Below are 21,368 nucleotides of genomic sequence, written 5' to 3' on the forward strand. Positions count from 1 at the left end.
GTCGATCGACTGGGGCGGGGTTCCGCCCGGGGTGTTCGACGCGGGCGAGGACACCGTCGACTGGGCGGTGGGGGCCGCCGGGACGGCCGTCGTCCACGCCGCCGTCATCGGGCCGGACGCGCCCACCGGCGTCGCGGTGCGACTGAGCTCGGGGACCGTTTCGGCCGCCGGCGCCCTGGACGCCGGCGGCCGCGCCACCCTCCCCCTGGTCGACGGCCGGCGAGGGCCCCTCACGGAATCCGCCGCCTGGAACCACGACTGGTCGACCACGTCGGTGGTCGTCGGGACCGAGACCACGGAGTCGCCCGAAACCCGGGAACGGGTGCGGCGGTGGGCGCGAGCGCGACTGGACCGGCCGCCCGGCGACGCCTTCCTCGCCGAGATATTGGCGGCCGAATCCGCCTACTAACCCCGACCACCGTTCCCTATGCTGAGCGAGTGCCAAACAACTATCGAGTGGTCCAGTGGAACACCGGCAATGTCGGCAAGAGCTCGCTGAAGTCGATCGTCGCCAACCCCACCTACGAATTGGTCGGCTGCTACGCCTGGTCGGCGGACAAGGTCGGCCGCGACGCCGGCGAACTCGTCGGGATCGCGCCGCTGGGGGTGGCGGCCACCAACGACGTGGACGCGCTGCTCGCGCTGAAACCCGACTGCGTGGTCTACAACCCGATGTGGATCGACGTCGACGAGCTGGCCCGCATCCTGTCCGCGGGGGTCAACGTGGTGACCACGGCGTCGTTCATCACCGGCGGAAACCTCGGCGCCGGCCGCGAGAAGCTGGCGGAGGCCTGCGAGAAGGGCGGCGCCACGATCTTCGGGTCGGGCGTCAGCCCGGGTTTCGCCGAGCTGCTGGCGATCGTCTCGGCGATGGTGTGCAACCGGATCGACAAGGTCACGGTCAACGAGGCCGCCGACACCACGTTCTATGACTCACCGGAAACCGAGCGGCCGGTGGGCTTCGGGCAGCCGATCGACCACCCGGAGCTGCAGGCGATGGCGGCCAAGGGGACGGCCATCTTCGGCGAGGCCGTCCGGCTGGTCGGCGACGCGCTCGGCGTCGAACTCGACGAGGTGCGCTGCGTCGCCGAGTTCGCCCAGACCACGGCGGATCTCGAGATGGCGTCGTGGACCATCCCGGCGGGCTGCGTGGCGGGCGTCTACATCAGCTGGCAGGGCATCGTCGGCGACACCACCCTGATCGACCTGAACGTGCGGTGGCGCAAGGGGCAGACGCTCGAACCGGACTGGAAGATCGAGCAGGACGGCTGGGTCATCCAGATCGACGGGCAGCCGACGGTGACCACCAAGGTCGGCTTCCTGCCGCCGCCGTACTTCGCGGCCACGACCATCGAGGAGTTCATGGACCTCGGGCACATCATGACCGCGATGCCCGCGATCAACGCCATCCCCGCCGTCGTCGCCGCGGCACCCGGCATCGTCACCTACGCCGACCTTCCGCTGACGCTGCCGCGTGGCAACGCCTATGTCAGCATGGAGCGGTGATTGGCAGGCGCATCGTCGTCGGCGTTGCGGCCGCGCTGAGTTCGGCGGCGCCGGCCGGACCGATCGGCCTTCCCGCCGCTGCCGCCGACCCGTGCCCCGCCGTCGAGGTGGTGTTCGCCCGCGGCACCGGCCAGGCGTCCGGCGTCGGCCAGGTGGGTCAGGCGTTCATCGATGCGCTCGGGCCGCAGCTCTCCGGGCGCTCGATGGGCGTGTACGCGGTGAACTACCCGGCGACAACGGCTTTCGCGACGAGCGCCCAAGCCGGCTCCGACGACACCGTCGCCCACGTGCAGGACATGATCGGCCGGTGTCCCGGCACCCGACTGGTGCTCGGGGGGTTCTCCCAGGGCGCCGGCGTCATGGACCTGGCCACCAAGGCCCTGCCGCCGCAGGCGGCCGGCCACGTCGCGGCGATCGCCGTCTTCGGCAATCCGACCAGCCCGCTGGCGAACAGCCTCGCCGGCACGGTGTTCCCGCCGATCGGTCCGCCTTATGCCGCCAAGACGATCGACGAGTGCGCCGACGGCGACCCGGCGTGCTCCGGCGGGGGCAACGTGCTGGCGCACGGCTCGTACGTGCAGTCGGGCATGACCACCCAGGCCGCGAACTTCGTCGCCGCCCGCCTATAGGGAGGCCGTGCGCCGGGCCGGTTTGGCGTAGCCGGCGCCGAGCGCGGGCACCCGCAGCGGGCCCTGGTCCCGCGCGGCCATGATGGCGTTGCGCAGCGGACGGGCCAGTCCCGCAAAGGATCCCATGTCGAACAGCAACGGTGTCAGCAACCGGTTGTGGACGAAACCGAACGAGCTGCCCGCTTCGGGGTCGGCCCAGCCGAGCGTCCCGCCGAGGCCGACGTGGCCGAAACCGCGCAGCAGCCCGGGCACCGGCGATTCGTGGTAGCCGAGGTGAAAGGGCATGGGCACCACCATGTTCGCGTCGGGCCACTTGCGCCGCGCCTGCCCCGCCAGGCCCCGCGCCAGCTCCTCGGACAGATATTTCTTGCCGTCGATGCGGCCGCCGTTGGCCAGCGCGGCGTACATCTTCGCCAGCCCGCGGCCGGTCACCACGCCGTTGGCGGCGGGGACCTCCCCGTCGAGGAACGGGGTGTCCCCCTTGATCAGCGAGACGACGCCGGGAAAGTACATCGCGCCCAGCGCGCCGGAGAACGGCAGGCCGGCCACCTTCGGCGCGATGAAGTTGAACACCGGGGTGCGCAGCCGGCCGTGCGGTATCAGGATCTCCGCGGGCGTGGTCGGCGAGCCCTCCGGCGGGCGGCCGAGGTGCAGGCCGTCGGTGTCGAGCGGCCGCGCGACCTCCCGGCGGATCAGTTCACGCATCCCCTTGCCCGTCACCGCCCTGGCCAGACCGGACAGCAGCCAGCCGTAGGTCAGCGCGTGATAGGCCTGCACGCCGCGCAGATGGTCGACCGGCGCGGCGGCGAGGCGCTCCTCCATCAGGGCGTGGTCCATCAGTTGCGTCTTGGTGACGCCGCGCAGATGCGACAACCCGGAGCGGTGCCGCAGGACGTCGCGCACCGTGATCCCCGCCTTGCCGTTGGCGGCGAACTCGGGCCAGTATGCGGCGACGGGTTCGTCGTAGGACAGCAGGCCGCGGTCGGCGAGCCGATGGATCACGGCCGACGCGACCCCCTTGGTCGCCGAGAACACCATCGCGCCGGTGTCGGCCGTCCAGCGCCGGGTGCCGGCCCGGTCCGACCAGCCCGTCCAGACGTCGACGACGGGCACGCCGTCGATGTAGACGCTCAGCGCGCCGCCGCCGAACCTGCGCCCGGGAAACAACTGCGCGAACAGCTTGACGACGTTGCCGAAGTGGGGGTCGGCCGCGCCCGACACGCCGCGCGGCAGACCGTCGTCGGTGGCCAGCAGGACCGACGGTGTCACGGTGCCGCGCCGCCCCGCCACCACGAGGACGAAGCTATCAGTCGCGCCCCGCCCAAATGGGAAGATTCGGCTAGCGGGGCGGTTCCTGGAGGTCCGGTGGTTCGGGCGGCGGTGCGGGCGGCGACTCATTCAGGTACCTGCGGAGGCGCAGCAACTGGTTGACCACCATGCCGATGCCCAGCAACATCAACCCCACCACTATTGCCACCACGATTGCGGCGCTCACGACCTCCATGATGGCAGGACGGGGGTTTCAATATGTCCCGCCGCGGGGTAGCCACCCCGGCATGAGCAACGAGGACAAACTGAAGAACAAGATCGAAGACCTGGGCGGCCGGGCCAAGGAGGCCATCGGCAAGGTCACCGGTGACCACGACACCAGGGACGAGGGCCGGGCCGACCAGGCGAAGTCCAGCCTCAAGGACGCGGGCGAAAAGGTGAAAGACGCGTTCAAGAAGTGAGCGGGCTCGCCGCGCTGCGCCAGCTGCCGGCGCTCGTCGGGCTGGCGGCGTTGACGGCCGCGGCGCTGGTGGCCAGCGTGCCCAGCCCGTCGGCGTCGGCCGCGCCGTGTCCCGACGTCGAGGTCGTGTTCGCGCGCGGGTCGGGCGAGCCCCCCGGCATCGGCGGCATCGGCGGGTCGTTCGTGGATGCGCTGCGCTCGCAGATCGGCTCCCGCTCGCTGGGTGTGTACGCGGTCAATTACCCTGCCAGCACTGACTTTTCGAACCCCAACTTCCCCAGCACGGTCATCGACGGCATCCGCGACGCCAGCTCGCACGTCGAAGCCACGGCCAAGAACTGCCCCAACACCCGCGAGGTCCTCGGCGGGTACTCACAGGGCGCGGCTCTGGCGGGGTATGTCACCTCGGCGGCGGTGCCGCCGGGCGTGCCCGCGTCCGCCGTGCCCCCGCCCATGCCGGCGGACGTCGCGAACCACGTCGCCGCGGTCACCCTGTTCGGCACGCCGTCGGGCGACTTCCTGCAGAAGTATCACGCCCCGCCGCTGGCGATCGGACCCCTGTACCAGCCGAAGACCCTCGAGCTGTGCGCGCAGGGCGATCCGGTGTGCGGCAGCGGTAACGGCAACGATCTCGCCGCGCACACCTCCTACGGAATGAACGGCATGACGAGTCAGGCCGCCAACTTCGCCTCCAGTCACCTGTAGGCCGGGCGGGTACTGCAAAGATCGCACCATGCGCGTTCTGATCACAGGCGGTACGGGATTCGTCGGCGGCTGGACGGCCAAGGCCATCGCCGACGCGGGGCACTCCATCCGGTTTCTGGTGCGCAACCCCGGCAAACTGAAGACGTCGGTGGCCCAGCTCGGCGTCGACGTGTCCGACTTCGCCGTCGCCGACATCACGGATCGGATGGCGGTGCGCGCGGCGCTCGACGGATGCGAGGCCGTCGTGCACAGCGCCGCGCTGGTCGCCACCGACCCGCGCCAGAAGACGCAGATGCTCACCACCAACATGCAGGGCGCCCAGAACGTCCTCGGTCAATCGGTCGAGCTCGGGTTGGACCCCATCGTCCACGTGTCGAGTTTCAGCGCGCTCTTTCACGCCGGCCTGGAGCAGCTGTCGGCGGACCTGCCGGTCGTCGGTGGGGCGGATGGCTACGGAACCTCGAAGGCGCAGGTGGAGATCTATGCCCGCGGCTTGCAGGATGCGGGTGCGCCGGTGAACATCACCTACCCGGGCATGGTCATCGGTCCGCCGGTGGGTGACCAGTTCGGGGAGGCCGGCGAAGGTGTCAAGGCGGCCTTGCAGATGCATGTGATCCCGGGCCGGAGCGGGGCCTGGCTGATCGTCGACGTGCGCGACCTGGCGGCCCTGCATGCGGCGCTGCTGGAGCCCGGCCGCGGCCCGCGCCGCTACATGGCGGGCGGCCACCGCGTCCCGGCGGCGGAGCTGGCGAAGATGCTCGGCGAGGTGTCCGGGTCGGCGATGGTGTCGGTTCCGATTCCCGACACCGCGCTGCGCGTCGCGGGGGCGGTGATGGATCAGGCCGGCCGGTTCCTGCCCTTCGATACGCCGTTCACGTGGGCCGGGATGCAGTACTACACGCAGATGCCGGCATCCGACGACTCGCCCAGCGAACGCGAACTCGGCATCACCTATCGGGACCCGCGAGAGACCCTGGCCGACACGTTCGAGGCCCTGCGCGCCGTGGGCTGAGCGCCGGCGCCGTGGAGGAGGATCGACGGATGAAAAGTGTGACGTGCACCAACGCGAAGCTCGAAGTCGTCGACGCCCCGACGCCGACCCCCACCAAGGGGCAGTTGTTGATCGACGTCCTGCGGTGCGGCATCTGCGGATCGGACCTGCACGCGCGGCACCACTGCGACGAGCTCGCCGACGTGATGGCCGAATCCGGGTACGACGCTTTCATGCGCTCGGATCAGCGCGTCGTGTTCGGCCACGAATTCTGCGGTGAGGTGGTCGATTTCGGTCCCGGCACCCGGAAGGCGCCGCGGCCGGGGACGCGGGTCGTGGCCCTGCCGTTGCTGCGCCGCGGCAAGGAGGTGCACGGGATCGGGCTGTCGACGATGGCGCCCGGCGCCTACGCCGAACAGTTGCTCGTCGAGCAGTCGCTGACGTTCGCCGTCCCCAATGGGTTGTCCCCCGAGATCGCCGCGCTGACCGAGCCGATGGCCGTCGGGTGGCACGCCGTGCGGCGCGGCGAGGTGGGCAAGCGCGACGTCGCGATCGTGATCGGTTGCGGGCCCATCGGTCTCGCGGTGATCAGCATGCTCAAGTCGCACGGCGTGCGCACCGTCATCGCAAGTGACTTCTCACCCGGACGCCGCGCGCTGGCGACGGCGTGCGGAGCCGACATCGTCGTCGACCCGGCGCACGGCACGCCCTACGAAACGGCGGCGGGCCGCAAACACCTGCACGGCATCCTCGAGGCCTTCGACCTGGCGGTCGGCACGATCGAGAAGCTCCAGCGGCTCCGGTTGCCGTGGTGGCATGTCTGGCGCGCCGCCGACGCGGTCGGCGCCGCGACGCCCAAGCACCCCATCGTCTTCGAATGCGTCGGCGTGCCCGGCATCATCGACGACATCATCGCCAACGCCCCGCTGTTCTCGCGCGTCGTCGTCGTCGGGGTCTGCATGGGCGCGGACCGGATTCGTCCCGCCATGGCGATCAACAAGGAGATCGACCTGCGATTCGTCCTCGGCTATACGCCGCTGGAGTTCCGCGACACCCTGCATATGCTCGCCGACGGCAAGGTCGAGGTCGCGCCGCTGATCACCGGGACGGTCGGGTTGTCCGGCGTCGACGCCGCGTTCGACGCGCTCCGCGATCCCGAGGCGCACGCAAAGATCCTGATCGACCCCGGGAGCGACGCTAATCGGCCGGTTTGATCTCCAGGCCGACGTGCACCTTGTCGATGCCACCCCGAACGATCGAGTGCGCGTAGAACCACCAGGCGTGGTACCAGTACCGCTTGAGCACGGCGTTGTAGACGCGCCGCGTCTCCGACTTCGGCAGCACCCGGGCGATGCCCTCGACCTCTTCGCTCTTGGGTTTGCCCAGCGCGCCGCTCTTGGCGATCGTCACCCGGGGCGTGTTCTTGATCCGCTTGGTTTTCCACGACCCGTCGTCGGTGATGACCAGCAGCTTGTCCCCCTCGGGAACACCCCAGATCGGGGTGGGCTTGGGGCGGCCGTCCTTGGTGAACGTCGTCAGCAGCAGGTACTTGGATCCGATGACGTCGGCGAAAGTGGGAGGCACGGCCTTCCTTCCTTTTCGTGAACACTGCGAACCCAGTTCCCCGATCACGCCACTTCCTAATCCTGGCCCCTCCCCCGGCTAGACTTTTGGGCGCTCGCCCAAAAGTCGGCCACAACGGCCCCTCGACAGGAACTCCGCGCCATGACCGCTCCCGAACGACGCAAGGCGCGCGATTCCACGACGCGCGACACGCTGATCGACGCGACCATCCGGATCATGGTCGATGAGGGCTACGCCGCCGCGACGTCGCGCCGGGTGGCGGCCGAAGCCGGCGTCAAGCCGGCCCTGGTGCACTACTACTTCCCCACCATGGACGACCTCTACCTGACCGTTTTTCGGCGCGGCGCCGCGGCCTACCTGGAGCGCCAGCAGCGCGCACTGGCCTCCGACCGCCCGCTGCATGCCTTGTGGGACACGCTCATCGAGCCCAAGGACACCCGCCTGCTGCTGGAGTTCATGGGTCTGGCCAACCACCGCAAGGCGATCAGGGCCGAGATCGCCGCCTGGTCGGACCGGTGGCGCGAAATGCAGATCACCGCGCTGAATTTCATTGTCCGCGAACATGACCTGGACACCGGCGACTTCCCGCCCGCCGGCATCGCGGTCGTCATCGCCGCGGTCGGCCGGATGCTGATCCTGGAGCAGGCGCTGGGCGCCACGACCGGCCACTTGGAGGCCGTCGCGCTGGTGAACCGGATCGTCGACCGGTTCGAGATGCCCCGGTAACCCGTTTCAGGGCAAGATGATTCGCAGCCGCTCCCAGCCGCGCACGGTCGACGTCGAGGCCAGTTGCGCGGTTTCGTAGTCGATGCCCCATTCGGGCCAGCGGTTGAGGAGCTCGTCCAGCGCGACGCGGCCCTCGAGGCGGGCCAGGTTCGCCCCGAGGCAGTAGTGCACGCCCTTACCGAACGTGATGTGCGAGATGTTGTCGCGGCGGATGTCGTAGGTGTCGGGATCGGTGTAGCGGCGGGGATCGCGGTTGGCGGCGCCGAACAACAGCAGCATGGCGCTGCCCGCCGGAACGGTCGTGCCGTAGCACTCGAAATCCCTTGCCATCCAGCGGGCGACATGCGGGCCGGTCGGCTCGAATCGTAGCGTCTCGTCGACGGTACGGGTCAGCAGCGACCGGTCCTGGTGGACCGCCCGCCGCTGGTCGGGATGTTCGGCGAGCACCTTGGCCAGCCAGCCGATCAGCCGGCCGGTCGTCTCGTTGCCCGCCCCGGCGACCACCTGCGTGTAGTGCAGCACCTCCTTGCGGGTCAGCTTGCGGTGCACCCCGTGCTCGTCGTCGAACTCGACGTTGAGCAGCGTCGTCATCAGGTCGTCGGAGGGGTTCTTGGACCGCCACTGGACATAGTCGGCGTAAATCCGGCCGTCGGCGATGGAGTCGGCGTCGGCGACCTTCAGCGGGGCGCCCGGCTTGGTGCGCAGGTTCGCGTCGTTGGCGTCGCGCACGGAAACCTGTTCGGATTCCGGGATTCCCAGCAACATCCCGATCACCCGCATCGGCATCATCGAGGCGAGCTCGGCGATGATGTCGAAGCCCGAGGACCCGACGAGCGGGTCCAGGCACCGCACGCAGTATTGCCGAATCTGGTCCTCGAGTTCCGCCATCCGGCGCGGCGTGAACACCCGCGACATCAGGCCGCGCAGCCGCGTGTGTTCGGGCGGGTCCTGGAACATCATCACCCCGCCGGGCATGTCGAATTTCGACTGGATGAGCTCGAGGATGTCGCTGCGCTTGTTGGAGAACGTCTCCCAGTTGGCCAGCGCGCGCTCCACGTCGGAGTGCCGTGACAGCGCCCAGAAGTCGTGGCGCTCGTTGTAGTAGATGGGCGCCTCTTCGCGCAGCCGCGCGTAGGTGGGATACGGGTCGGCGTTGATGTCGACGTCGTAGGGGTCGTAGTAGACGTCCGCCCGGCCCATCGCCACCTCCATCCGCAGCGGTTTGGGCGATCGCCCAAATCTCGGCGCACCCATGTCTAGCAGCGGGGACGGCGGGCAGTCAAGACACCCGGCCGGGGCGTCCCGGGCGGGGTTGACCCGGCCACCGGTCCGGATCTGTGAAGATTTCGCGCCCCGGTGTGAAGCCTTCGTTAAGAGCGCGGCATGCCGGCGATCGGACCGGCACCGTGGAGGCATGACGCCCTTCGAGCCGGCCGCCGCTGTCCCGCGGCCGCGGCTGGAACGGCTCGTTTCGGGCACCGACGTTCGTGCGCGGGCCGACCGCTTGCGGGTCACGGCGGCCTACGCCCTGATGCTGCTCGCGGTCTCCGTCACGCTGACGGCGCTGGGTCGGCACACCCGGGCCGCGGTCGTCAGGGAGATGAGCACCAACCTGCACAACCTGGCGCACGGCCACCTGGGCGCGCTGGTCGGCAGCGCCTTCGTCAGCGATGGCGGCGACGTCTATCTCTGGTTGCCGGGGTTGGTGTGCCTGCTGGCGCTGGGCGAACTCATCTGGCGCGGCAGGGGCCTGCTGATCACCTTCGCGGTCGGCCATATCGGCGCCACCGTGATCGTCGCCGTCGGGTTGGTTGCCGCGGTCGAGACCGGCCGCCTGCCGTTCTCGGTCGCCCGGGCCACCGACGTCGGCATCAGCTACGGCGCGGTGTGCGTGCTGGGCGCCCTGACCGCGTCGATACCGGCGCGCTGGCGCCCGGCCTGGATCGGTTGGTGGCTCGGCATCGCGGTGGCGGCGACAGTCGACGCGGATTTCACCGCGTTCGGCCACGTGCTCGCCCTGCTGCTCGGCATGGCGTTGTCATTCCGGTTGCCGTCCATCCCGCGCTGGACGGGCATGCACGCCGCCCTGCTCGTCGTCGGCGCCGCCTTCGCCTACTTCGTGCTCTCGGGGTCGTCGCCGTTGGCGGCTCCCGTCGGCGGGTTGACGGGCGCGGTCATCGCGGTGCCGCTCGCCCGTCGGGTCATGCGGTCCACCGCCGCCTGATCGGTCAGCCCGTCACCGTTTCGACCTGGTAGCGACTCGCCGTCCACGGTGGGGAGTCGGGCGCCGGCGTAAGGGTGATCGTCAGCTGCGCCTTGCCCGCGGTCGCCGGTGGCGGTAGCAGGTAGGTGTCGTCGAGCCACCGGTGAAAAATGTTGCCGCGCGGCTGTAGCCAGGTTCCGACGGGAACGCCGTCGACGGCGATGTCCGCCGACTGGAATCCGTCGGCCTGATCCGACGTGCGGCGCAACAGGATGCCACCGTTGCCCGGGTCGATGTCGACGTGGAAGGTGATCGAGGCGTTGGTGGCGCGGACCGATCCGATCACCGGGCGGGTGTCCTCGGCGCCTTCGTACTGGCTGACCAGCAACTGGTCCGTGGCGTCGCCGTCGGCGTACCCGTGCAGGAGCCGGCTGACCGGATCGGCGGGCCGGACGTCATCGCCGGGTACAAGCGTCTCGTCGAGTTGGGTATAGAGGAAAGCCGTTGAGCTGTAGTCGGGTTGGACCATGTTGCGTTTGCCGTGCTCGATGCCGAAGCGGATCGCGGAGTGGTAGTCGACGGCGTCGGCGAGCATCAGCCGATAGACGGCGACGCAGTAGTCCGCGCAGCCGCCGCCGGCCGTGCGCCGATCGGGTTGGCCGGTGAGCGGGTCGCTGAAGCGGGTGCCGTCCTTGAAATACCAGCCGCCCTCGTAGAGGTCCTCGGTGCCGGTGCCGTACCACTGGGGCGACGAGGCGCCGTCGGTGTAGACGCGCTCGGCACCCTCCAGGAAGTAGGGGGCGGCCTCGCTGAACGCCGTCCGGATCCGGGAGCCCCGGATGGTGTGGCTGACCCCGACGAACTTGCCGTGGCCCCGTTCGTCGGCGAACAGCCAGTCCTGGCCCAGAACCGTCGGCGCGGCGTGCGAGCGAGCGGTGAAATATCCGGCCCTGCCCTCGGCCAGCGCGGGCGCCCACTCGGCGTCGGGGGCGATCGCCACGTCGCTGTCGATACCGGCCACCGGATCTTCGGTGGTGTTGATGAGCGTGACGCGAGCCGCGTGGGCGAAAGGCATGGGCCACCATGCCGACAACGCCAACGACCCCTGCGGCCCTGGGATGGCGGCGAACATCAGCGATCGCACGGTGTCGGCACCCAACCCGGCGCCGAAGAACTCCCCGAGCGGGGAGTCGACCGTCGTCCGGCCGTCGAACTCCATCTGCAGCCGCAGACCGCTGAGAAGTTGATCCGTCGGCTCGGGCAGCCGCAGACGCAGCGCCGAGATGCTGGCGGGACCGGTCGATTGGGCGACCGTCACACCCGCGCCCGGGGGGAGCTCGACAACGCGGCTCTCGTGGACCGCCGGGGCCGCCGGTTTGGGGTCGGTGGTTCCCGCCCCGCGCAGCGTGGCGAGCACGTCGAGCGCGGGGTCGGACGTCGAAAACGTGCTCATGCCGTCGGCCGTGGGGAACTGGCGGTAATCGACGTGGTAGTACTCGAGATTCGCGGCGACGCTGATGCGCATCGACTGCCGGTAGGGCATCGGTACCTTGATGTACACCCCGCCCGGCGACTGCGCCGCGTTCGCCACCAACGGCCATTCGAAGGGCGCACCCAGTGCGCCGTCGACCACCGATTGCAGGGGCGCGTCCAGCACGGTCCGCCCATCCAGTTCGACGCGGACGTTTCCCATCTTGGTCACTTTGCCGCCGTCGCGCGTGAACCAGATCGAATCCACCTCGCCGGCGCCGCGATCCTCCGCGACGACGCAGCCGGCGCCGCCGGCCGTCAGGCATCCGCCGGTGCCGTTGTGATTTCCGGTGGAGAGGTCGAAGTCACCGCCGCTGCGGTCGAAGCTGGAAAACTGCAGGGCTTGGGTGTCGGGACGCAGGTATGGCAACCGGTCCAGCCGGCGGTAGGTGTCCCAGCCGATCAGCCTTTCAGCCGCGCCGTTGCCGCCGGGCTCCGCCGGCGCGTGCGCCGCCATGGTGACGCCGACCGCCGCGGACAGCGCGAAGGCGGACGCCACGCGCCACGCACCCATTACGATCCGCATGGCGACAAAGCTTACGTTTCCCGGTCTGGTTGGCCCGATTTGGAAGCTTCACGGCGGACCGGTTCCCCGGGGCCGCCCAGGTGAAATGCATTCAAGCTATTGATAGTTCCGGAAGGGCGGACCAGAATTGGCTTGAGCCGATCCGTCGGTGTGGTCAACGGTGGTCGTGCGGGTACGCCTGAACGAGTGCACTGGCATGATTGCGTGGGACCCCGGACATACCGACAGACACCTTCGATCGACGATTTCCAGACCGGGAGTACGCATCTTCTTTTTCTTGAGTACGTTTGGAATTCAGTCGCCGGGGTCTTAGGGGCAGGGCGGATAGCGCATTGCTCCTCCGTTTCCCAAGTTGTCCACGCGGAGAATCTTGCCGAGATGAATGCAAATCAGTTCCGGCGGCGCCGGATTGAATCACGGCCCAGGCCGTTTCATTCCATGGCCGGCGACGATTCAGCCGCGGCCCAGCCCCGATCTAATCCGTCGACCCGCGGGCGGCCGCAAATTCGGTGAATCCCATAGCATTCCGCATTGCACTCACGTAATATAACTCCCCTCGGGCGTAATCAGTTCTCCTCAGGAGATGGGAGTGGTTCATGTCTCGTTTGAAGTACAAAGTTGTTCTCGGCTTGGTCCTGGCCGCCACCGCATTGTCAAGTGCCGGGTGCACGCTGCCGTCTATCTCGTGCACCGGTTCTCCCACCGGAATCACCTGCACGCCATAGAACTGCCCGGCGACCGCCGGGTTTGCGCTGACTGGCACGCCTTACTTCGCGTAGGCGTGCCAGTCAGCGCTCCAAGTTCAGCGTCGGCATGGCTAGCCGAAAGCGCCGGTGCGCCAGGCGTGCTCGTCTAACCGACGCATCGCGCTGTGTTTCCGGCGCTAATGTGCCGGCCAAAGCGGTGCCGCCTTACTTTGCGTCTTTCTTCAGGCCCGTATCACGGCTTGGCTGAACGCGTTTAGGCTCGCCCGGCATCTTCGGGTAATTCGGTGGATACGGCATGTCTCCGAGACCGCGATCCTCATCGGCGTCGGCCATCTCCAGCAATCGCGCGATCGACTGCGTCACGTCTTCCATTGCGGCCCAGGGGTCTTCGCGCCCCTTCACCAGGTCGGGAACGGTTGCGATGGTGTAATCGTCGGGTTCCGCACCGGCCAGCTCGTCCCAGGTAAGCGGTGTCGACACCGTCGCGATGGGGGTGGGCCGCACCGAGTAGGCCGACGCCATGGTGCGATCGCGGGCGTTCTGGTTGAAGTCGATGAAGATGCGCTCGCCGCGCTCTTCCTTCCACCACGACGTGGTGACCGCCTCGGGGGCGCGCCGCTCCACCTCGCGGGCCAGTGCAATGCCGGCGCGGCGCACCTCGACGAAATCCCAGTCGGTGGCGATCCGCAGGAACACATGGATCCCGCGCCCACCGGAAGTCTTCGGGTACCCCACCAGACCAAGCTCTTCGAGCAACGGCCGCAGCACGTCGACGGCCACCGTCCGCGCCTGCTCGAAGGCGACTCCCGGCTGCGGATCCAGGTCGATGCGTAACTCGTCAGGATGGTCGGGGTCCGGGCAGCGCACCTGCCACGGGTGCAACGTGATGGTACCCATCTGTGCCGCCCACACGATCGCCGAGGGGTGCGTCACCTTCAGCGCGTCCGCGGTGCGGCCGGAGGGAAACGTGACCCGGCAGGTCTGCAGATAGTCGGGATGGTGCTGCGGAATCCGCTTCTGGTAGATCTCCTCGCCGTCGACCCCGTCCGGAAAGCGCTGCAGATGGGTGGGCCGGTCACGGAGCGTGTCGAGCATCGGGCCGCCCGCGACGGCGCGGTAGTACTCGACGAGCCGCCGTTTGGTACCTTTCGAGCCCAACTTGGGGAAATACACCTTGTCCGGATTCGTCAGGCGCACCGCCACACCGTCGACGTCGAGCTCTTCTGCAGCAGCCATACCGAAGATTCCAGCACAATCGCCCTATGGACTTACCTGTCATGCCGCCGGTGTCGCCCATGCTGGCCAAATCGGTGCGGTCGATCCCGCCGGACGCGTCTTACGAGCCCAAGTGGGACGGATTCCGGTCCATCTGTTTCCGTGACCGCGACGAAGTGGAGTTGGGCAGCCGCAACGAGCGGCCCATGACCCGGTACTTCCCCGAGTTGGTGGCCGCGGTCCGGGCGGAGTTGCCCGAGCGTTGCGTGATCGACGGGGAGATCGTCATCGCGACCGACCATGGCCTGGACTTCGAGGCTCTTCAACAGCGCATCCATCCGGCGGATTCGCGGGTACGGATGCTCGCCGAGGCGACGCCGGCGGCGTTCATCGCCTTCGATTTGCTCGCCCTGGGCGACGACGACTACACGCGCCGGCCGTTCAGCGAGCGGCGCGCCGCCCTCGTCGACGCGCTGAGCGACTCCGGCCCGTCGGTCCACGTCACGCCGGCCACCACCGACGTCGATGTAGCGCGACGCTGGTTCGACGAATTCGAGGGCGCCGGTCTCGACGGTGTCATCGCCAAGCCGCTGACCGTCACCTATCAGCCCGACAAGCGCGCCATGTTCAAAATCAAGCACGAGCGGACCGCCGACTGTGTGGTCGCCGGCTATCGGGTGCACAAGTCCGGCGGGGATGCGATCGGCTCGCTGCTGCTCGGGCTCTACCAGGACGATGGTCAACTCGCGTCGGTCGGCGTGATCGGAGCGTTTCCGATGGCCGAACGGCGACGCCTGTTCGCCGAAATGCAGCCGCTGGTGACCGATTTCGACGACCACCCGTGGAACTGGGCGGCCCATGAAACCGGCGAACGGACCCCCCGCAAGAACGAGTTCTCGCGCTGGAACGCCGGAAAGGATCTCTCGTTCGTGCCGCTGCGACCGGAACGCGTGGTCGAGGTCCGCTACGACCACATGGAAGGCCGGCGATTTCGCCACACCGCGCAATTCAACCGGTGGCGCCCGGACCGCGACCCGCGTTCGTGCACATACGAACAACTCGAACAGCCGGTCACCTTCAGCCTCGGTGACATCGTCCCGGGATTGGGATCCGGCTAGAAGGGCGGCGGCTCGTTGCGTTCGGCGACGTGAGCGGCGTTGAGCGCGCGCTCGGCGGCGATGCGGCGGGCGCGGTCTTGTTGCCGCGTCCGGCGGCGCTTCGGCATCATGACGCCACGGTCGGCAAGCGGTCGATATGTCGTTGCCACAGTGGGCCATTCACTCGTCGGCGCGCACAGCGCCGGGAACAGCAGCCGACTGCCCGGCCGGGTGGTGTAGGTCTGTCCGTTCGGCGATGTCCACACGACGGTGCCGTCCGGCCGTTGCTCGTCGCGCCACCCCGTCCAGAAGGTCTTCAGAAGGTGATGTTTTCGGCACAGACATTTGAGATTCGACGCGTGGGTGGCGCCGAACGGATAGGGCACCGTGTGGTCGATATCGGCGAACTCGGCGGGTCGATCGCAGCCGGGGAACCGGCACGTCATGTCCCGGCATCGGATGAAGCGCTCCAACTCCGCCGACGGGCGATAACCGAGTTCGGGGGCTGCGTCGCCGGGGTGGCGCACCGGCCGAACCTTCGCGCCGCCCCGGATCAGCTCGGCGACCTGCGCCGGCGATATCATGCCGCCGCCGGTGATCAACGCCGGTGGTCGGGCTTCCGGGACGTCCGGCTCGGGATCGGGCGTCAGCGCCTCGGCGAGGGTGGTCTGATCCGTGATGGGCGTGCGGGCCGGTTCGCCGGCCGTGTGCGGGTCGGGGGCGGCGTCGAGCACCGAAGCGTCCGCAACGACGTGGACGACCACGCCGGTCGCCCGCGCGTCCCCGTCGGCGGCCGCCGGGCAGTCCGCGTTGGCGCAGCCACACGCGAGTCGGTCCGCGCCGGCCGCCAGCGCACCCAGCGCGTCGGCGCGGCGCTGGGCAACGGTGCGCGGATCGTCCTCGCACACGTCGTGAGCCATCTGCAACAGGCGCCGGTCCAGCATGGCCGCGTCGTGCGTGTAGAGCCGCCCCCACAAGGCCGCTGTCCCCGACTCGTCGGCCGATTGGTCGATGACGACGTCGCGGCTGCGGGCGCTGGCGCGGGTCCTCCTCAGGGCGGCCGGATCGTAGCGGTCCACCACCGCGTCGATGGCCTGCGCGGTCTTGTTGACCGACATCGGCCCGAAACGCTTCGCGTCTTCGGCCAGCGTGGCATCGATCAATTGCAGTGTCTCGGCGTCCTTCACCAGGTCGGTGTGCCAGACGATGGTCGCCGCAAGCCGAGCACTGATCGTGCCCTCGGCAAAGAGCGCCGCCACCTGCGGGAGCCGGTTGCGCAGCGCGGCGGCCAGGTACATCTGACCGGAGGCCATGGCGTGGCTGATGTTTTGTGCCGCGGCGACCTCGGCGGCCATCACATCCCAGTTGTCGCACGACCAGTGGGCCGAGATGGTGGGCCCATCGGCGCGGCGGTGGACGAGCTCGGCGATGGCCGCCAACCGGTGCGCCGCGGCCACCGCCTCGACCCGCGCGCACGTGGCGATCGCGGCCGCCACGTCTGTATCGTCGGCGCGCGCCAGCTCCTCGACGGTCGGCACTGAGCACTCGAACATACTTTCGATATTAGTACCGGTCATGAACTCAACCCCCGACACGCCCCACTCGAGGTGCCGGCCTGTGGATCAAGTCCCAACTGTGGACAACCGCCGCCGCGCGCGCGTTTAACGGCCGCGCAGAGCGGGCACGCGACCTGACATGTCAGTGACAGCGTTTCAAGATTTGCCGCTGGCCGACCGCGATCGCAAGTGGGACGGTGGCGCGGCCGAGAAGCGGGTTCGCGAGTGGGCCGGCGCCGAGGACACACCGAATCAGAAGTACCGCGATGCCCATCTTTGGTACGACAACGACAAGAAGGACAACTTCACGGCGTACAAGCTGCTGATCGCCGATGTCGTCGGAGGCGACCTCAAGGCGGTGCCACGCGGGGTGATGGCGGCCGGCGCCATCATGGACGGTGCGCGCGGCGGTATCGACCTGCCGAAGGAGGACGTCGACCGGGTGAAGAGCCATCTGGCCAAGTACTACAAGAAGATGGGCGAGCGCGCGCCGTGGGAACGCGAAAGCTAGACCGCGCCGTGGGAACGCGAAAGCTAGACCGCGACTCCCAGGTGCGCCAATCCCCGCAGCGTGACGTTGGCCTTATACCGCGGCTCGCCGGCCACTAGCCGGGCGTCCGGGAAGCGCGCCGTGACCGCCGACAGCGCCACGCCGGCTTCCAGGCGGGCCAGCGGCGCGCCCAGACAGTAGTGTGCGCCGCGGCCGAATCCGAGGTGCCGCAATCCTTTCCGCTCCGGGTCGAAGACATCCGGCCGGTCGAATTCGGCAGGGTCGCGATGGGCCGCGGCGAGCAACAACATCATGACATCGCCCGCCCGCACCTCGATCCCACCAATCATCATGTCGGCCAAAGCGATTCGGCCCACCAGCTGTACGGGCGGGTCGTAACGCAGGGTCTCCTCCACGATCGCGGGCGCCCGGCCGGGGTCGGCGCCCAGCGCGGCCCACTGACCGGGATTGCGCAGCATCGCCAGCACGGCGTTCCCGATCAGGTTCACCGTGGTCTCGTGTCCGGCGATCAGGAGCAGGTTGCAGGTGGAGACGATCTCCTCTTCGGTGAGTTGATCGCCGGACTCCTCCACCGCGATGAGCCCCGACAGCAAGTCGTCGCCGGGATGTGAACGGCGGCGCTCGATCAGACCATGGAAGTATTCGCGCAGCCACGCCCCGGCCCGTTGCCGCTCGCTCGCGACGTCCGGGGGTACGCCGGTGATCGTCGAAAACGGGTCCAGCGCCTGAGCCAGCAATGCCGACGCGCGGCTGAATTGCGGCTCGTCGTCGAGCGGCACGCCGAGCAGCCGGCAGATCACCGCCACCGGCAGCGGGTAAGCGAAATCTTCGACAACGTCGAAGTGCCCCCGATCGGCTGCCCGATCGAGCAATCCGTCGACCAGCGAACGAATATCGGGCTCGAGCGCGCTCACCACTCGCGGCGCGAACGCCTTGCTGACCAGCCGACGCAGCCGGGTGTGGTCGGGCGGATCGAGGAACAGAAAGCCCGGCGGGCCCTCCCGCCGGGGCGCCGTGCCGGCCTCGGCCTGCCGCTTGGCGACCGTCGAGTTGACGTTGTCGCTGCTCGACGACGGGTGCCGCAATACCTCGTCGCAATCCCGGTAACTCGAGAAGACGACCAGGTTGGCGTCGGGCAGCCGCAGCGCCCCGCCCTTGCGGAACTGCGCGCAGAGTCCATACGGGTCGGGCCGGTTGGCCGGGTCCAGCAGTTGCAGCAGCAACCCCTGCGATTCGTCTTGGTCGGGAGGGGCGGTCGTCATGCTGACATTGTGCACACGGGCGGATCGCACGGGCGGCCCTGCACGTCAAGCCCCTTCGCCGAACCGCGCCGGATCCGGATGCGCCATCAATCGGTCCAGGAATCCCAGCTGGCCCTTCAGCAGTTTGACGCGGGCCTGCGCCACCGGAAACCAGCCCACCCGATCCACTTCCGGAAACTCCCGCACGGTGCCCGAGCCCTTCGGCCACTCCAATTCGAAGGTGTTGCTGCGGGCGTCGGACACGTCGAGGTCGCCGCGGACGGCGAAGGCGGTGACCACCTTGCCACCGGACTGTTTCAGCTGCCCGAGGTCCAGCCGGTGCCCGGCCGGCACCGAAAGCCCGAGTTCCTCGGAGAACTCGCGTTGCGCCGCGGCCCACGGGTCCTCGCCTTCCGCGTACTCCCCTTTGGGAATCGACCACGCGCCGTTGTCCTTTCGCGCCCAGAAGGGGCCGCCCGGATGCGCGATCAGGACTTCGACGACGCCGTCACGGGTCCGGTACAACAGCACGCCCGCGCTGAGTTTCGGCATCCGGTCAGAACCCGACCGAGCGTTCCAGATCCTTGAGCGACGACTCCAGATGGGCAAGCATGCGCTGCAGGTGCGGCACGCTGCGCCGGCATCCCACCAGACCGAAGTCGAGATTGCCGGCGTTGTTGGCGAGGGTGATGTTCAGCGCCTGGCCGTCCAGCGCGATGGACAGCGGGTAATTTCCGTCGAGCCGGGCGCCCCCGTAGTAGATCGGCTGGGTCGGCCCCGGCACGTTCGAGATGATGATGTTGAACGGCGGCGACGTCGACGCCACCCAGCCCGGGACCGCGGCCAACGCCAGCGCGGACGTATTGACCGCGGAAAGCGCCAGCGCCTGGAACCGGGGCAACTGCGAGAACACCGTCTTGTTGCTGCGCATCGAATCGCTGATCGTCTGCAACCGCTGCGCGGGATCGTCGCTGTCGGTGGCGAGGTTGCACAGGATGGCGCCGACGAGGTTGCCCCCGGCGTCGGCCTCGTCCTCGGTGCGCAAGCTCACCGGGACCATCGCGATCAGCGGCGTGTCCGGCAGCGCGTTCTGCTCGAGCAGGTAATAGCGCAGGGCACCCGAACACATCGCCAGGACGACGTCGTTGACGGTCACGCCGGCGGCCTTCTTGACGCTCTTGATCCGGTCCAACGACCATGACTGCGCCGCGCAGCGCCGCGCGCCGCCGATCTTGACGTTCAGCATGGTGCGCGGCGCGCCGAAGGGCAACGTCAGCTGCTGCTCGAGCAGGGCGGCGCGGGCCAGCGACACCGTCGACGGGGCCAGCGCCGCAACGGATCCCGCCGCATGCAGCACGGAACTCAACGGGCTCAGCGGGCTGCTCCTGCGCTTCTTCTTGGCCAGGCTCCACGGTGCGCGGAACTCCGGGTCGTCGGGGTCGGTCGACAGCGCGCGCTGCATCAGTTTCTGCGCCGAGACACCGTCGATCAGCGCGTGGTGGATCTTGGTGTAGATGGCGAACCGGCCGTCCTTGAGGCCCTCGATGATGTGCGTCTCCCACAGGGGGCGATGGCGATCCAGCAGGCTGCTGTGCCACCGCGAGGTCAGCTCGAGCAGTTCCCGGATCCGTCCGGGTGAGGGTACCGCCGAGCGCCGCACGTGGTAGTCGACGTCGACGTCCTTATCGTAGGACCAACCCAGGTTCGCGATCCCACCAACGAACGCGGCCGGGTGCTTGCGAAAGGTGGGCTGAAAGTCGTCCTGCTCGACCAACCGGTCGTAGAGTTCCCGGACGAAGCCACGGCCGGCGCCGTTCGGCAGCTCGAACAACTGCAAGCCGCCGACGTGCATGGGATGTTCCCGCGATTCTCCCAGCAAAAAGATCGCGTCGGTGGGCATCATCAGTTCCATCCCCCCATTAGACCCCGATTGACGCCGGGGCGACGGCGCTCTCGGAGAACCTCGCGTCTTTCGGCCCGGCGGTAACCGGGTGGGAGCATGAGGTGGTGACGACAACATCGCTGACCTGGGATGTGGTGGCCGTTGACAAACCGGACGACGTCAACGTGGTCATCGGCCAGGCGCATTTCATCAAGACCGTGGAAGACCTGCACGAGGCCCTGGCAGGAGTGAGCCCGTCGCTGCGGTTCGGACTGGCCTTCTGCGAGGCGTCCGGACCGCGGCTGGTCCGCCGCAGCGGCAACGACGCCGATCTCGTCGAACTGGCGACACGCACCGCGGTGGCCATCGCGGCCGGACACAGCTTCGTCATCTTCTTACGCGAGGGCTTTCCGGTGAATGTCCTCAACCCGGTGAAGGCGGTACCCGAGGTCTGCGGAATCTACTGTGCCACGGCAAATCCGGTTGAGGTCATCGTCGCCGTGTCTCCCCGCGGTCGCGGCATCGTCGGCGTCATCGACGGGCAGACTCCCGTCGCGGTGGAAGGCGAACGCGACGCGGCCGAGCGCCACGACCTGCTGCGCACCATCGGCTACAAGCTTTGAGCAGTCGGCTCCGTCAGGAGTCCGCGAGCGACCATGCCGACGTCGCGATCAGGTCGCCCCGATCCAGTCCCGCGGCGCGGTGTTCGTGTACCTTCGCGTACTCCGGGGTGCTCACCATGTCGATGAACGCCTGCGGCGTCGGGTACTCGACGATGAGAATCGCATCCCACCATGGCCTTTCGCCGTCGCCGATCACGTAGGCCGGCGCCGTGCCCGCATAGCGGACGGTGGCGCCCACCCGTTCCAGGTGCGGCGCGACCTCCAGCCCGTAGCGCCGGTAGGACTCCAGGCCGCCCGGGGTCTTGAACTTCAGCAGGTTGACCATCACCACCGGCGCGTCGGCGGGCCGGGCGGCCAGCGCCCCGAACTGTTCGGCGGTGGGTCCCAGGGAGCTGCTCATGGTGACG

General features: G+C 68.7%; 22 protein-coding genes and 1 pseudogene. 12 read left to right on the forward strand and 11 right to left on the reverse strand.

From position 1 onward, the window contains the following. From HMPREF0591_RS02000 to HMPREF0591_RS02010, 3 genes and pseudogenes are all read left to right on the forward strand, one after another. Positions 1–409, forward strand: a pseudogene (locus HMPREF0591_RS02000) (hypothetical protein); the annotation flags it as partial. A 29-nt stretch (positions 410–438) separates the two neighbouring features. Then, positions 439–1,506 (forward strand): NAD(P)H-dependent amine dehydrogenase family protein, encoded by a 1,068-nt coding sequence (locus tag HMPREF0591_RS02005; protein WP_040620921.1) that lies wholly within the window; start codon positions 439–441, stop codon positions 1,504–1,506. Further along, positions 1,503–2,135 (forward strand): cutinase family protein, encoded by a 633-nt coding sequence (locus HMPREF0591_RS02010; RefSeq protein ID WP_007166719.1) that lies wholly within the window; start codon positions 1,503–1,505, stop codon positions 2,133–2,135. The genes HMPREF0591_RS02005 and HMPREF0591_RS02010 overlap by 4 nt, the downstream gene beginning before the upstream one ends. Here HMPREF0591_RS02010 and lipL read toward each other — a convergent pair. Continuing rightward, positions 2,130–3,404 (reverse strand): esterase/beta-lactamase LipL, encoded by a 1,275-nt coding sequence (gene lipL / locus HMPREF0591_RS02015; RefSeq protein ID WP_040621674.1) that lies wholly within the window; start codon positions 3,402–3,404, stop codon positions 2,130–2,132. The two genes, HMPREF0591_RS02010 and lipL, sit on opposite strands and share 6 nt — an antisense overlap. A gap of 70 nt (positions 3,405–3,474) precedes the next feature. Beyond that, positions 3,475–3,630, reverse strand: coding sequence for a hypothetical protein (locus HMPREF0591_RS32865; RefSeq protein ID WP_167310108.1), 156 nt, complete (start codon positions 3,628–3,630; stop codon positions 3,475–3,477). Between the two features lie 61 nt (positions 3,631–3,691). Between HMPREF0591_RS32865 and HMPREF0591_RS02020 the strand changes: the two genes are divergently transcribed. Genes HMPREF0591_RS02020 through HMPREF0591_RS02035 form a run of 4 tightly spaced genes read left to right on the forward strand, consistent with a single transcriptional unit; the run spans position 3,692 to position 6,774 of the window. After that, entirely contained in the window at positions 3,692–3,865 is a 174-nt protein-coding gene (locus tag HMPREF0591_RS02020; protein WP_007166722.1) for a CsbD family protein, read from the forward strand. 23 nt (positions 3,866–3,888) lie between these two features. Further along, positions 3,889–4,569: a cutinase family protein gene (locus HMPREF0591_RS02025; protein WP_167310130.1), complete on the forward strand. Its 681-nt coding sequence runs from the start codon at positions 3,889–3,891 to the stop codon at positions 4,567–4,569. 28 nt (positions 4,570–4,597) lie between these two features. After that, positions 4,598–5,581, forward strand: a complete 984-nt coding sequence (locus HMPREF0591_RS02030; RefSeq protein ID WP_007166724.1) for an NAD-dependent epimerase/dehydratase family protein — start codon at positions 4,598–4,600, stop codon at positions 5,579–5,581. 29 nt (positions 5,582–5,610) lie between these two features. After that, positions 5,611–6,774 carry a zinc-binding dehydrogenase gene (locus tag HMPREF0591_RS02035; protein WP_007166725.1) on the forward strand — a complete coding sequence of 388 codons (1,164 nt, stop codon included), beginning with the start codon at positions 5,611–5,613 and terminating at the stop codon, positions 6,772–6,774. Here HMPREF0591_RS02035 and HMPREF0591_RS02040 read toward each other — a convergent pair. After that, positions 6,758–7,144, reverse strand: coding sequence for a PPOX class F420-dependent oxidoreductase (locus HMPREF0591_RS02040; RefSeq protein ID WP_007166726.1), 387 nt, complete (start codon positions 7,142–7,144; stop codon positions 6,758–6,760). The two genes, HMPREF0591_RS02035 and HMPREF0591_RS02040, sit on opposite strands and share 17 nt — an antisense overlap. A gap of 141 nt (positions 7,145–7,285) precedes the next feature. Here HMPREF0591_RS02040 and HMPREF0591_RS02045 point away from each other — a divergent pair, with 141 nt between their 5' ends. Continuing rightward, positions 7,286–7,870 carry a TetR/AcrR family transcriptional regulator gene (locus HMPREF0591_RS02045; RefSeq protein WP_007166727.1) on the forward strand — a complete coding sequence of 195 codons (585 nt, stop codon included), beginning with the start codon at positions 7,286–7,288 and terminating at the stop codon, positions 7,868–7,870. 6 nt (positions 7,871–7,876) lie between these two features. Here the strand turns inward: HMPREF0591_RS02045 and HMPREF0591_RS02050 are convergent, their stop codons facing one another. Continuing rightward, positions 7,877–9,070, reverse strand: a complete 1,194-nt coding sequence (locus tag HMPREF0591_RS02050; RefSeq protein WP_167310113.1) for a cytochrome P450 — start codon at positions 9,068–9,070, stop codon at positions 7,877–7,879. 214 nt (positions 9,071–9,284) lie between these two features. Here HMPREF0591_RS02050 and HMPREF0591_RS02055 point away from each other — a divergent pair, with 214 nt between their 5' ends. Next, positions 9,285–10,094, forward strand: a complete 810-nt coding sequence (locus tag HMPREF0591_RS02055) for a rhomboid-like protein (protein ID WP_007166729.1) — start codon at positions 9,285–9,287, stop codon at positions 10,092–10,094. A 4-nt stretch (positions 10,095–10,098) separates the two neighbouring features. Here HMPREF0591_RS02055 and HMPREF0591_RS02060 read toward each other — a convergent pair whose 3' ends face one another. Both HMPREF0591_RS02060 and ligD read right to left on the reverse strand, forming a co-directional pair. After that, positions 10,099–12,060: a glycoside hydrolase family 172 protein gene (locus HMPREF0591_RS02060; RefSeq protein ID WP_244268820.1), complete on the reverse strand. Its 1,962-nt coding sequence runs from the start codon at positions 12,058–12,060 to the stop codon at positions 10,099–10,101. A 980-nt stretch (positions 12,061–13,040) separates the two neighbouring features. Further along, positions 13,041–14,072, reverse strand: coding sequence for a non-homologous end-joining DNA ligase (gene ligD, locus HMPREF0591_RS02065; RefSeq protein ID WP_007166732.1), 1,032 nt, complete (start codon positions 14,070–14,072; stop codon positions 13,041–13,043). 26 nt (positions 14,073–14,098) lie between these two features. Here ligD and HMPREF0591_RS02070 point away from each other — a divergent pair, with 26 nt between their 5' ends. After that, a complete protein-coding gene (locus HMPREF0591_RS02070) occupies positions 14,099–15,169 on the forward strand; it encodes an ATP-dependent DNA ligase (RefSeq protein WP_007166733.1) in 1,071 nt (356 codons plus the stop codon). Here the strand turns inward: HMPREF0591_RS02070 and HMPREF0591_RS02075 are convergent. Continuing rightward, on the reverse strand, positions 15,166–16,701 hold the full coding sequence (locus HMPREF0591_RS02075; RefSeq protein ID WP_040620930.1) for an HNH endonuclease signature motif containing protein: 1,536 nt from the start codon (positions 16,699–16,701) through the stop codon (positions 15,166–15,168). The genes HMPREF0591_RS02070 and HMPREF0591_RS02075 overlap by 4 nt on opposite strands. A gap of 142 nt (positions 16,702–16,843) precedes the next feature. On the opposite strand from HMPREF0591_RS02075, the gene HMPREF0591_RS02080 reads away from it, so the two are divergent. Next, positions 16,844–17,215: a hypothetical protein gene (locus HMPREF0591_RS02080; protein ID WP_007166735.1), complete on the forward strand. Its 372-nt coding sequence runs from the start codon at positions 16,844–16,846 to the stop codon at positions 17,213–17,215. Positions 17,216–17,238: 23 nt separating this feature from the next. Here HMPREF0591_RS02080 and HMPREF0591_RS02085 read toward each other — a convergent pair whose 3' ends face one another. From HMPREF0591_RS02085 to HMPREF0591_RS02095, 3 genes are read right to left on the reverse strand one after another with little or no spacing between them, the layout of a single operon-like run. Then, the gene (locus HMPREF0591_RS02085) at positions 17,239–18,477 is read right to left on the reverse strand and encodes a cytochrome P450 (protein WP_040621675.1); all 1,239 of its coding nucleotides are present in this window, start codon (positions 18,475–18,477) and stop codon (positions 17,239–17,241) included. Between the two features lie 45 nt (positions 18,478–18,522). Beyond that, positions 18,523–19,008 carry an NUDIX hydrolase gene (locus HMPREF0591_RS02090; RefSeq protein ID WP_007166737.1) on the reverse strand — a complete coding sequence of 162 codons (486 nt, stop codon included), beginning with the start codon at positions 19,006–19,008 and terminating at the stop codon, positions 18,523–18,525. A 4-nt stretch (positions 19,009–19,012) separates the two neighbouring features. Next, a complete protein-coding gene (locus tag HMPREF0591_RS02095) occupies positions 19,013–20,368 on the reverse strand; it encodes a WS/DGAT/MGAT family O-acyltransferase (protein ID WP_007166738.1) in 1,356 nt (451 codons plus the stop codon). Positions 20,369–20,463: 95 nt separating this feature from the next. Between HMPREF0591_RS02095 and HMPREF0591_RS02100 the strand changes: the two genes are divergently transcribed. Then, a complete protein-coding gene (locus tag HMPREF0591_RS02100; protein ID WP_040621677.1) occupies positions 20,464–20,961 on the forward strand; it encodes an adenosine-specific kinase in 498 nt (165 codons plus the stop codon). 13 nt (positions 20,962–20,974) lie between these two features. Here the strand turns inward: HMPREF0591_RS02100 and HMPREF0591_RS02105 are convergent, their stop codons facing one another. Beyond that, entirely contained in the window at positions 20,975–21,361 is a 387-nt protein-coding gene (locus tag HMPREF0591_RS02105) for a DUF1330 domain-containing protein (RefSeq protein WP_007166740.1), read from the reverse strand. Positions 21,362–21,368: the final 7 nt, after the last annotated feature.

The sequence above is a fragment of the Mycobacterium parascrofulaceum ATCC BAA-614 genome, assembly GCF_000164135.1.
GTDB lineage: Bacteria > Actinomycetota > Actinomycetes > Mycobacteriales > Mycobacteriaceae > Mycobacterium > Mycobacterium parascrofulaceum.